Genomic DNA, 11851 nt, shown 5'->3' on the forward strand with positions numbered 1-11851 from the left:
ACGTACCATCGACACATTTCGATACGGAGTGCGTCCGATGAGTTGGCAAAGCAAAGTCGCGTGCTGGCTGTTGCGCTGGCAGTTCCATCCGGAGACCACCCGCCCGGTGGTCGAGCCGGAGCGTGCGCGCCGCTTCACGCGGCTGCGGATGCGCGTGCCGCGCCGCGCGCCGTCCGGCTACCGGCTGCGCGAGTGCGACGGGCCGGGCGACGCGCCGCTGAAGGGCGAATGGCTCGAGCGCACCGACCTGCCGGCCGGCCGTCGCAACGGACGCATGCTGCTGTACTTTCACGGTGGCGGCTATTACTTCTGCTCGACGAAGACGCATCGCCCGCTCGTGTTCGGACTGACGAAGCGCGCCGGCGTGCGCTCGTTCTCGCTCGACTACCGGCTCGCCCCTGAAACGCGCTTCCCCGGCGCGCTCGACGACGCGCTCGCCGCGTACCGGAAGCTGCTCGAATTGGGCACGCCGCCGGAATCGATCGTGCTCGGCGGCGATTCGGCGGGCGGCGGGCTCGCGCTCGCGACGCTCGTCGCGTTGCGCGATCGCGGCGAGCCGCTGCCGGCCGGCGCGATCCTGTTCTCGCCGTGGACCGATCTCGCGGCGACCGGCGCGACGCTGCGCACGAACGACGGGATCGACCCGATGTTCGCGGGCCCGGCGCTCGGCAAGGCCGCGAAGCTCTATCTCGGCGACACGCCGGGCACGCATCCGTACGCGTCGCCGCTGTACGCGGATCTCGCCGGACTGCCGCCGCTGTTCATCCAGGCCGGCAGCACCGAAGTGCTGCTCGACGATTCGCGCCGCGTCGCCGACAAGGCGAGGGCCGCGGGCGTGCAGGTCGAGATCGAGATCTGGCCCGACATGCCGCACGTCTGGCAGGTGTACACGCCGTTCTTGCCGGAATCGCGGCGCGCGCTCGACCGGGCGGCCGCGTTTCTGCGCCGGGTCGCGGTCGAGCGGTCGGTTCAGCGCGTGGGCGAGGCGTCGATCGCCTGATACGCGGCCCGCACGACGGCCGCGCCGTACTTGTGCTCGAGGCGGCGCACCGCGAAATGCCCGTGCGCCATCTGCTGGAAGTGATCGATGAACAGCGTGTTGACGGTGGCGCCGAGCACCGCGCCGAGCGCCGGAATCGACTTCGCGGCCATCTGCTCGGTCACCTGCACCGAGAACCGCGACGCGACCGTCTGCACGAGCCGGAACAGCGCGGCCGAGCCGTGCGACGCGATCCCCTTCGACGCGATCTCCGACGACGCCCGCGAGATCGCCTGCGCGAGCGCCGCACGCATCGCGAAGTAGCCGAGATCCGCGTCGCCTTCCTTCGGCAGCGCCGCGCTGCCCATCCCGAGCACCGCGAGACACTGCAACTGCGTGTCGATCGACGACAGATCCTCGCCCTCGCTGCGCGCGATGTCGCAAACCGAGCGGAAGATCAGCGTCGTCGTGACCGGCAGCTCGACCGGCAGCGCGACGAAGCCGAACGCGCCGCCCGCCGCGCCGGTCGTCGCGACCGCGAGCTTGTGCAGCAGGTTGCTCGGCTTGTCGGGCGCGTCGTCGGCGTTCGGCCGGCCGAGCGTGCGCAGCGCGATGTTCAGGCACTTGCGCAGTGCGATCTGCGTCGCGTCGTGGATCTTGCCGGTCGCGAAGTCCGGCAGCTTGCCGATCATCTTCTCGATCGGCGCGCCGACGACGCTCGTCAGCTTCATCGTCAGCGACGGGCTGTCGAGCCGCTGCTTCGCGCGTCGCAGCGCATCCAGGTCTTGATCGGACAGCGTCGTCGCGACGCCGATTGAAATCGGTTCCATTTCTCTCCCTCGCGGTGGCGTTTCGCCGCGCATACACGCATTCAGGCCGTCGCCAGCATACCCCACCCATGCTAGAATCCCGAATTCTTTGACTCGTCAAAAGTTGCGCTAACAAAAAATGGCCCTTCATACCGCCGCCCACCATTCGAGCGGGCAAGTGCTGCCGTTCCGGGAATCACTGCTCGCGATGCTCGGCATGTCGTTCGTCACGATGCTCGTCGCGCTCGACCAGACCGTCGTCGGCACCGCGCTACCGACGATCGTCTCCGAACTGAGAGGGTTCGATCTCTATGCGTGGGTGGCGACGTCGTATCTGCTGACGTCGGTGATCACCGTGCCGATCTTCGGCCGGCTCGGCGACCACTACGGGCGCAAGCCGTTCGTGATCGCGTCGATCGTCGTGTTCACCGGTGCGTCGGCGCTGTGCGGGATGGCGAACAGCATGCTGTTCCTCGTGCTCGCGCGCGGCCTGCAGGGGATCGGCGGCGGGATGCTGGTCGGCACCGCGTTCGCGTGCGTGCCCGATCTGTTCCCCGATTCGGTCGTCCGGCTGCGCTGGCAGGTGATCCTGAGCTCCGCGTTCGGGATCGCGAACGCGATCGGCCCGTCGCTCGGCGGCTTCCTGACCCAGTATTACGGCTGGCGCTCGGTGTTCTACGTGAACCTGCCGGTCGGCCTGCTGTCGCTGTTCTTCGTATGGCGCTATCTGCCGCACCTGCGGCAGGCCGATGACGACCGCCAGATGAGTCTCGACTGGCCCGGCGCGCTGCTGATCGCACTGACGCTCGGCTCGATGCAGCTGTTCGTCGAATGGTTGCCGAAGTACGGGATCGCGAGCTGGGCGACGCTGCTGCTCGTCGTCACGGTCGGCGCGGGCGCCGCGCTGTGGCACTGGGAGAAGCGCTGCGAACATCCGATTCTGCCGTTCGACATGTTCCGCAACCGCTCGCTGTCCGCGCTGTTCGTGCTCGCGATCCTGGCCGGCATGGCGATGCTGTCGCTGCTGTTCTATGCGCCGCTGCTGTTCCAGGGCGGCTTCGGCATGTCGCCGAAGGACGCGGGCCTCGTGATCACGCCGCTCGTCGTGTTCATCACGATCGGCAGCATCATGAACGGCCGCATCGTCACGCGGATCCGGAACCCGAACGCGATGCTTCGGATCGGCTTCGCGCTGTTCGCGCTGACGTGCGCGGGCATTACCGTCGCGACGCGCGCGATGCCGACCTGGGCGCTGATGTCGCTGATGGTCGCGGGCGGCGTCGGGCTCGGTTTCGTGCTGCCGAACCTGACCGTGTTCGCGCAGCAGACGGCCGGGCGCCAGCACCTCGGCATCGCGACCGCGCTGCTGCAGTCGCTGCGGATGGTCGGCGGGATGGTCGGCACTGCGATCACCGGCACGCTGGTGAACCAGATGTACGGCAACGGCGTGCGCAGCGCGCTCGATGCCGACCACGCGCTGCACTGGTATGCGCAGCTCGCCGATCCGCAGATCCTGATCGACCGCGCCGCGCAAAGCAGCCTCGTCGCGGAGCTTGGGCGCGCCGGGCACAACGGCGCGCTGCTGCTCGAGTCGGCCCGCGAATCGCTGGTCGGCGCGATCCACCTCGGCATCGCGCTGTCGGCGGTCGTCGCGGTCTATGCGGTGTGGCACTGCGGCCGCGTGCCGCCGGTCAAGCTGCGGCGCGCGGTCGAGCCGAGCGTCGTCGTCGAATAACCCCCGGAGTCGGATTCAACGCATGGAAGAACAGGATCGCGTCGCGATTTTTCAGCAGTTCGGACGCACGTATCGCGCATTCATGTCCGCGTTCGAGTCGCAGGTCGGGCAGCCGATGCCGCGCTGGCGGATCATGGTCATGCTCGACCGGTTCGGCGGGCGCTCGTCGCAGAAGCGGCTCGTCGAGGTGCTGCGCGTCGACCCGGGCGCGCTGACGCGCCAGTTGAAGGCGCTCGAGGCGCTCGGCTGGGTCGAGCGCGAATCGGACGCGCGCGACAACCGCGTGACGAACGTGAGCCTGACCGCGGACGGGCGCGCCGCGTTCGACGCGGGCGTGCCGCGCCGCAACGCGTTCCTGCGCGAGACGATGACCGTGTTGCCGGACGACGCGCTGACCGCGCTCTCGGGCGCGCTCGCGACGCTCGAATCGCGGATCGTAGAGGTCGGCGCGCATTCGGACGAACAGTCCGGCGCGCGCTGAGCGGGCCGCGCGCGGCGCCGGTCGGCCGCCGCGCCGGTCAGACGCGCCGGTCAGACGCGCCGGTCAGACGCGCCGGTCAGACGCGCCGGTAAGACGCGACTCGCGCACGTCGGGTGCGCGTCAGGCGCGCATCAGAACATCAGAAGAACGTTTCGATCACTTCCTTCACGCGGAACTGCGGATCGAGGACGAGCAGCTGGCGCCACTTGTCGAACGTCAGGCATGGGTGCGAGATGTCGAACGCGATCATGTCGCCGACCTTCAGGTCCGCGCCGGGCGCGATCTGCAGGTACGCGTGCTGGTCCATCAGCCCGGTGATCGCCCAGCCCTCGCTCTCGGCGACGTCGCGCGGCGCGGTGTCGCGGCCCGGGCGGAAGTGGCGCGCGGGTTCCGGCAGGCCGGCGTCGAACGCGGAGTCGCGCTTGCCGAGCGCGACGATCGCGCGGTCCGGCTCCGGCACCGACTGCACGTACGCCCACAGTTGCAGCGCGGGCAGCAGCCCTTCGCCCATCTTGCGCGCGATCGGGTTGCGCGCGAACACGCCGGTTTGCGCGTGCTTGTAGATGCCGACGTCGTGCGTCAGATAGCAGCCGGGGCGCAGCACGACTTCCGCGAAGCCCGCGTCCGACGCTTTCGCGAACTCTTCCGCGACGACGTCGTACCACGCGGAGCCCGCGCCCGACAGGATCGCCGGCGTGCGCGCGAAGCGGCCGGCGGCGGCGAGCTCGCGCGTCAGCGCGACCGCGCCCTGCAGGAACGCGCGGATGTCGGCTTCCTCCTTCAGCACGCCTTCGTACAGCTCGATCCCGGCGAGCTTTACCGTATCCGGATACCGCGCGATCGCGTCGAGCACCGCCTGGCGCTGCGCGTCGTCGCGCACGCCGGTGCGGCCGCCCGGCACGCCGAGCTCGAGCAGCACGTTGAGCGTCTTCTTCTTCTCGCCGAAGAAGCGGCCGAGCTGATCGACGCCGTCGGCCGAATCGACGAGGCAGAAGAATTCGAACTCCGGATCCGACATCAGCTCGGCGATCATCATCATGTTGTGGCGACCGACGAGCTGGTTCGCGAGCAGCACGCGGCGCACGCCGCCGTGATACGCGGCGCGCGTCTGATGCGCGGTCGCGAGCGTGATGCCCCACGCGCCGGCGTCGAGCTGGCGGCGGAACAGCTGCGGCGCCATCGTCGTCTTGCCGTGCGGCGCGAACTTCACGCCGTATTCCTGGACGAACGCCTGCATCCACTTCAGGTTGTGCTCGATGCGATCCTCGTACAGCACGGCGGCCGGCAGGCTCACATCCTCCGCGAGCAGATTCCATTCGAGCCGGCGCGCGTCGGATAGCGGCACGCTCGCGCCCGGCAGATTGCCGAGGCCCTTGCCGAACGGATCGATCGAGGTTTCCTGATAGTTTGTAACTTTCATTTCATCCCGCTCCATCATCGATATGTATGGTCCCAACATTGACACGTGAATGGTACAGAAAGTAGCATCGGCGCGGTGATGTTATTTAGTAACATGGTGCGCCGCAACGATTCCCGCAGATGAATCCATCCGCTGTCCAATCCGTCGGTCAGTCGACCGTTGCGCCGGCCGCCGAATCCGCCGCGGCCGCCGAATCCGCCGCGTCGGCCGAATCCGCCGCGTCGACCGCATCCGCCGCGTCGGCCGCATCGGGCGTCCAGCCGGCCGTCGACATCGTCGCGCGGATCACCGAATGCGCGCCCGAGCTGCGCGACGCCGAGCGCAAGGTTGCCGCGTTCATTCTCGCGGATCTTGCGCGCGCCGCGCACGCGAGCATCGGCACGCTCGCGCGCGACGCGGACGTCAGCATCGCCACCGTCACGCGCTTCGCGAAGGCGGTGGGCTGCCGCGACGTGCGCGAGCTGAAGGTGCTCGTCGCGCAGGCGGCGGCCGTCGGCCAGCGCTTCCTCACGCCCGCCGGCGCGGCCGACGCGCGGGACACGAACCCGGCGTTGCTCGTCTACGAGGAGATTCAGCTCGCGCTCGCGCACAATCATCAGCTGCTGCGGCAGATGTCGTTCGACGCGGCCGCGGCCGCGCTCGTCGGCGCGAAGATGATCTACGTGTACGGGCAGGGCGGCGGCTCGACCGCGCTCGCGGACGAGCTGCGCTTTCGGCTCGTGCGTTTCGGCCGGCCGGTCGCGAGCTATCAGGACAGCGTGCTGCAGCGGATGGTTGCGGCGACTGTGTCGCGCGAGCAGGTGATCGTCGCGCTGTCGACGACGGGCCGCGTGCCCGAGCTGCTCGAGAGCTGCGCGCTCGCGAAGCGCTACGGCGCGACGCTGATCGCGCTGACCGCGCCCGCGTCGCCGCTCGCGCAGCTCGCCGATCACCTGATTCCGGTGGTCGCGTTCGAAACCGACTTCATTTTCAAGCCATCGACATCGCGCTACGCGATGATGATGGCGCTCGACGTGCTCGTCACCGAGGTCGCGCTGCGGCTCGGCGACGCGTGCCGTGAATCGTTGCGCCGCATCAAGCATGCGCTCGACGCGCATCGCGGCGGCGGAGACCGTCAACCGGTAGGAGACTGACCCATGCATTCGCACCCCGAAGCCGCCGATACGCTGATCGTCGGCGCCCAGCTTTACGACGGCACCGGCGCGCCGCCCGTCGAGCGCGACGTCGCGATCCGCAACGGCATGATCGCCGCGATCGGCAATCTGTCGAACTGGCTGGCCGAAGAGGTCGTCGAAGCGAACGGCCGTGCGCTCGCGCCCGGCTTCATCGACGTCCACACGCACGACGACACGCACGTGATCCGCTCGCCGCAGATGCTGCCGAAGATCACGCAGGGCGTGACGACGGTGATCGTCGGCAACTGCGGGATCAGCGCGTCGCCGGTCACGCTAGCGGGCGACCCGCCGGATCCGATGAACCTGCTCGGCGATCGCGGCGCGTTCCTGTATCCGACGTTCGCCGACTACGTCGCCGCGGTGAACGACGCGCGGCCGGCCGTGAACGTCGCGGCGCTGATCGGCCACACCGCGCTGCGCAACAATCACATGGACCGCCTGGATCGAGCGGCGACCGACGCCGAGGTTGCCGGAATGCGCGCGCAGCTCGAGGAGGCGCTCGCGAACGGCGCGCTCGGCCTGTCGACCGGGCTCGCATACGGCTCCGCGTTCTCGGCGACGCCCGACGAGGTGATGGCGCTAGCCGAGCCGCTCGCGAATGCGGGCGCGCTGTACACGACGCACATGCGCACCGAGTTCGACGCGATTCTCGACGCGATGGACGAGGCGTACCGCGTCGGCCGCCACGCGAAGGTGCCGGTCATCATCTCGCACCTGAAGTGCGCGGGGCCGTCGAACTGGGGGCGCAGCACCGAGGTGCTCGCGTCGCTCGAGCGCGCGCGCGGCTATCAGCCGGTCGGCTGCGACTGCTATCCGTACAGCCGCAGCTCGTCGACGCTCGACCTCAAGCAGGTGACGGGTGACATCGACATCACGATCACGTGGTCGGAGCCGCATCCGGAAGTCGCGGGCAAGCTGTTGAAGGCGATCGCGGCCGATTGGGGCGTGACCGAGCAGGAGGCCGCGCAGAAGATCCGGCCGGCGGGCGCGGTGTATCACAACATGTCGGAGGACGACGTGCGGCGGATCCTGTCGCATCCGGCGACGATGGTCGGCTCCGACGGGTTGCCGAACGATCCGCTGCCGCATCCGCGGCTGTGGGGCGCGTTCCCGCGCGTGCTCGGCCATTACGCGCGCGATACGGGGCTGCTGCCGCTCGAGGAGGCGGTGCGCAAGATGACGTCGCTATCCGCGCGGCGCTATGGGATCGTCGGGCGCGGCGAGGTGCACGTGGGCTTCCACGCGGATCTCGTGCTGTTCGATCCGGACCGCGTGATCGACGCGGCGACGTTCGATCGCCCGCAGCAACCGGCGCACGGGATCGACGCGGTGTGGGTCAACGGCGTGCTGACCTACCGCGACGGCCAGCCGACCGGCGAGCGCGCGGGCGGCTTCGTCGCGCGCGGCGCGCGAGTGCCGGTGTCGGCCGAAGCGGCGTTTTGACGGCGATAGCGGACGGCGGACGACGCGAGAGCGGATTCGGATTCATCATCGTCGCGTGCCGTGATGGAAGGCGGCGCGTGCATTCATAACCGAAGCAACCAGGAGTGAAGCAATGAAGCGATATGGGATTGGCGAAGCGAAGGGCACCGGCGGCCAGGTGATGCCGTTTGCGCGCGCGGTCGAGGCGGACGGCTGGCTGTACGTGTCCGGCCAGACGCCGATGGTGAACGGCGAGGTCGTCGAGGGCGGGATCGTCACGCAATCGAAGCAGGCGATCGAGAACGTGATCGCGATCCTGAAGGAAGCGGGCTACGGGCTCGAGCACGTCGTGCGCTGCGGCGTGTGGCTCGACGACGCGCGCGATTTCGCGTCGTTCAACAAGGTGTTCATTTCGTACTTCGGCGAGCATCCGCCGGCGCGCGCGGCCGTGCAGTCGAGCATGGTGATCGATTGCAAGGTCGAGGTTGATTGTATTGCTTATAAGGCGCCGGGGAAGTAACGGGGCGGGCGGTTTGATCCCGGCAACGGGCCGGTGCGCGAGGGGCGTGCCGGCCCATTTTGCGTTTACGGGGCGAGCGTGCGTTGGGTTAATCTCCATCTCGCATGCTGGTGTATTTGACTGTAGAATCGCGCGGGAGAGCGCCCATGTCATTTCGATGACAATAAAGAGTAGTCAAAAAGTAATAAAGGGATGGAAATGCGTGCACGAGACATTGTGGGGGCCATTCGAGGTCGCCTGATGCCGATAGCAGTCTTCTGCGGGATCATTTTTGTTGCCCTGGGTCTGTTCACTTTCAACGCGCGGGCAGGAGAATTGCCATCATCGGCCAGCAAACCGAGCCTTACCACGTCCGATCTACCGCGCAACGAAAAACCGCCCCTCTTTGATCCGCATCGAAAGAGCTTTACGTGCGTTTATCAGAATCAGCATGTGCCGCCTGTCGATCCCCAGGCAGAGTTGTGGTTTCAGCAGGCTCTCGTGCTCGACAACCCGGATATCTACTACGAGAAGCGTGACTATCCGAAGATTTACCAGCTATACGCTCAGGCTGCCGATCGCGGTAGCTGGAAAGCCATGCTCAATCTTGCTTCGTTGATTCTAAGTAGTTATCCGGGAGTGCCTCAGCACGATCCTGAAATCGCGATTGAATGGGTTGAGAAAGCGATGCGGTTAGGCGTACCCGACGCATACGACATGATGGGCACGTACCATCAGAACGGGATGATCAAGGGAGGCAATGCAAACAGCGCCTATGCATTTTTTCAACGTGCAGCGGACATGGGTAGCCCCTCGGCCCAAGCGTTTCTCGGTTTTAGGATGAGTGGGAGCTACGACAGTCCAGATGGTGAATTCTGGGGGAATTCGGCCATTGGCATGAAAATGTTGCAATGTGCACTTGCCCAAGGCTATGGGGACGCCGCTTACGACTTGGGTGGCTTATATAAGGGAACTACGCCTGAGTCAAAACTTCAGGCACTCAAGGTCTTGCACGAAGGCGTAAAGCTTGGATGCGCAAAATGTGCAAGCGATTTAGCGTCCGAATTTCGTGGATTTGACTTGGCCAGCGGCAACAATCTTATCGGCCATGTCGACACAGCACGCGCCGAACGCTATTTCAAGTTGGGAGAGGCACTGGAGCACTATCAAGGTCGCCTGAAATTGCCGAACCTGGACGAGGTTCTCCCGTTGCCACCCGCTCCACTCCCCAAATGGGACGGGAATGCGAAGACGCTGATCGACGCTGCGAAGCCGGTCAATCCGCCAGCGAAATAGGAGAAAAACCGTGCCTTCATCAGATAATTCTGCCGTTGTCTGAAATGAATCGATCCGGCGCGAAGCTAATCGTCCTTGTTCTGCGACTTCTATTCGCCAGTCTCTGCGTGCTGGTTGTCGAATCGCACGCCAGCCCCCTTGCTGCTCTGACTGGCAAGCTGAGGGCATCGATGTCCGACCTGCCACGCTACGAGAAACTGCCGTTGTTCAGCCCGCACCGCAAGACTTTTACCTGTGTCTATCAGGACCAGCACGTGCCGCCGATAGATCCGCAGGCCGAATTGTGGTTCCAGCAGGCGCTGGCGCTAGATGACCCGAACATCGATTACGACAAACGCAACTACGCGAAGATCTATCAACTGTACACGCAGGCCGCCGAGCGCGATCACTGGAAGGCCATGCTCAATCTCGCCTCGCTGATTCTGAGTGAGTATCCCGGCGTACCCCAGCACGATCCTGAAATTGCAATTCGTTGGGTTGAGAAGGCGATGCAGCTGGGTGTACCCGACGCATACGACATGATGGGAACCTATCACCAGAACGGGTTGATCAAGGGCGGTGATGCGACTAGCGCATACGCATTTTTTCAACGTGCGGCTGACATGGGCAGTCCGTCCGCGATGACATTTCTTGGGGAAAAGCTCGACGCTGCGTACGACGATTCGGATGAAGCGTTCTGGGGCAACTTGCCGATCGCTACCCAGATGCTCGAGTGTGCTCTCGCACAAGGCTACGGAGATGCGGCAGAAGAGTTGGGTTTTGTCTACGCTCGGGCGAGAACGGCAGACGCGAAACGTCGTGCACTGGCGGTTTTACAGGAAGGCGTAAAGCTAGGGAGTGCAAAATGTGCAAGCACGTTATCCATTGAGTTTGGCGGATTCAACTTGACCAACGGCAGGAACCTTCCCGGCAGTATCGATAAGGCTCGTGCTGATCGATATCGCGTAGTGAAGGGGGCGTTGGAGCACTATCAAGGTCGCCTGAAATTGTCGAACCTGGACGAAGTTCTCCCGTTGCCACCCGCTTCACTCCCCAGATGGGACGGGAATGCGAAGACGCTGATCGACGCTGCGAAGCCGGTCAGTCCGCCCGCGAAATAGGAGAAAACCGTGCCTTCATCAGATAATTCTGCCGTTGTATGAAATGAATCGATCCAGCGCGAAGCTTATCGTCCTTGTTCTGCGACTTCTATTCGCCAGTCTCTGCGTGGTGGCTGTCGAATCGCAGGCCAGTCCCCTTGCTGCTTTGACTAGCAAGCTGAGGGCATCGATGTCCGACCTGCCGCGTTACGAGAAACTGCCGTTGTTCAGCCCGCACCGCAAGACTTTTACGTGCGTCTATCAGGAGCAGCACGTGCCGCCGATAGATCCGCAGGCTGAATTGTGGTTCCAGCAGGCCCTTGCGCTAGATGATCCGAACATCGACTACGACAGGCGCGACTACCCGAAGATCTACCAGCTGTACACGCAGGCCGCCGAGCGCGATCACTGGAAGGCCATGCTCAATCTCGCTTCGCTCATACTGAGCGATCATCCGGGGGTACAGAACCATGATCCAGAGGCAGCAATCCGCTGGGTGGAAAAGGCGATGAAACTAGGTGTGCCTGACGCCTACGACATGATGGGGATTTATCACCAGAACGGGCTAGTCAAGGGGGGCGATGCTACAAGCGCATATGCCTTCTTCCAGCGCGCGGTCGATATGGGTAGCCCGTCAGCGCAGACGTTCTTGGGATACAAGTTGGCGGGCACCTACGACGATCCAGCGGAGGGCTTTTGGGGTAACGAGCCCATTGCAACACAGATGCTAGAGTGTGCGTTCGCCCAAGGCTATGGCGACGCCGCCGAAAAGTTGAGCCTGATCTATGCTCGAGCCAATACCCCGGAGGCAAAGTTTCGGGCCTGTCAGTAATTTCGTGTTCAAGGCATATCATCCTCTCAAGGAGAATGTATGCCCCGCAAACCGAAAGCCAAGCCTGCAGAGCTGCCGGCGATTCCGGCCGAACTGCTTGAACAGTTCGGCAACGGTCCGATGA

10 protein-coding genes and 1 pseudogene are annotated in these 11851 nt (G+C 65.1%); 9 read left to right on the plus strand and 2 right to left on the minus strand.

All coding sequences use genetic code 11. From position 1 onward, the window contains the following. The first annotated feature begins 37 nt into the window (after positions 1 to 37). On the plus strand, positions 38 to 1000 hold the full coding sequence (locus tag HZI36_RS03690; RefSeq protein WP_179401278.1) for an alpha/beta hydrolase: 963 nt from the start codon (positions 38 to 40) through the stop codon (positions 998 to 1000). Here the strand turns inward: HZI36_RS03690 and HZI36_RS03695 are convergent. Then, positions 970 to 1809 (minus strand): EcsC family protein, encoded by an 840-nt coding sequence (locus tag HZI36_RS03695; RefSeq protein WP_179401279.1) that lies wholly within the window; start codon positions 1807 to 1809, stop codon positions 970 to 972. The two genes, HZI36_RS03690 and HZI36_RS03695, sit on opposite strands and share 31 nt — an antisense overlap. Positions 1810 to 1927: 118 nt before the next feature. On the opposite strand from HZI36_RS03695, the gene HZI36_RS03700 reads away from it, so the two are divergent. Further along, on the plus strand, positions 1928 to 3523 hold the full coding sequence (locus tag HZI36_RS03700) for an MFS transporter (RefSeq protein ID WP_179401280.1): 1596 nt from the start codon (positions 1928 to 1930) through the stop codon (positions 3521 to 3523). A 22-nt stretch (positions 3524 to 3545) separates the two neighbouring features. After that, positions 3546 to 4004 (plus strand): MarR family winged helix-turn-helix transcriptional regulator, encoded by a 459-nt coding sequence (locus tag HZI36_RS03705; protein WP_179401281.1) that lies wholly within the window; start codon positions 3546 to 3548, stop codon positions 4002 to 4004. A gap of 139 nt (positions 4005 to 4143) precedes the next feature. On the opposite strand, the gene HZI36_RS03710 is transcribed toward HZI36_RS03705, so the two are convergent. Continuing rightward, positions 4144 to 5424, minus strand: coding sequence for an amino acid deaminase (locus tag HZI36_RS03710; protein ID WP_179401282.1), 1281 nt, complete (start codon positions 5422 to 5424; stop codon positions 4144 to 4146). Between the two features lie 119 nt (positions 5425 to 5543). Between HZI36_RS03710 and HZI36_RS03715 the strand changes: the two genes are divergently transcribed. From HZI36_RS03715 to HZI36_RS03740, 6 genes and pseudogenes are all read left to right on the plus strand, one after another. After that, positions 5544 to 6557 carry a MurR/RpiR family transcriptional regulator gene (locus tag HZI36_RS03715; protein WP_179401283.1) on the plus strand — a complete coding sequence of 338 codons (1014 nt, stop codon included), beginning with the start codon at positions 5544 to 5546 and terminating at the stop codon, positions 6555 to 6557. 3 nt (positions 6558 to 6560) lie between these two features. After that, a complete protein-coding gene (locus HZI36_RS03720) occupies positions 6561 to 8042 on the plus strand; it encodes an N-acyl-D-amino-acid deacylase family protein (protein ID WP_179401284.1) in 1482 nt (493 codons plus the stop codon). A 112-nt stretch (positions 8043 to 8154) separates the two neighbouring features. Then, complete coding sequence (locus HZI36_RS03725; protein ID WP_179401285.1) at positions 8155 to 8541, plus strand: RidA family protein; 387 nt, start codon at positions 8155 to 8157, stop codon at positions 8539 to 8541. Positions 8542 to 8781: 240 nt separating this feature from the next. After that, positions 8782 to 9810: pseudogene (locus HZI36_RS03730) on the plus strand (tetratricopeptide repeat protein); the annotation flags it as partial. Positions 9811 to 9986: 176 nt separating this feature from the next. Continuing rightward, positions 9987 to 10916 (plus strand): SEL1-like repeat protein, encoded by a 930-nt coding sequence (locus HZI36_RS03735; RefSeq protein ID WP_425485199.1) that lies wholly within the window; start codon positions 9987 to 9989, stop codon positions 10914 to 10916. A gap of 169 nt (positions 10917 to 11085) precedes the next feature. Continuing rightward, the gene (locus tag HZI36_RS03740) at positions 11086 to 11727 is read left to right on the plus strand and encodes a tetratricopeptide repeat protein (protein ID WP_343049965.1); all 642 of its coding nucleotides are present in this window, start codon (positions 11086 to 11088) and stop codon (positions 11725 to 11727) included. Positions 11728 to 11851 lie beyond the last annotated feature (124 nt).

Source organism: Burkholderia guangdongensis (assembly GCF_013403875.1).
GTDB lineage: Bacteria > Pseudomonadota > Gammaproteobacteria > Burkholderiales > Burkholderiaceae > Burkholderia > Burkholderia guangdongensis.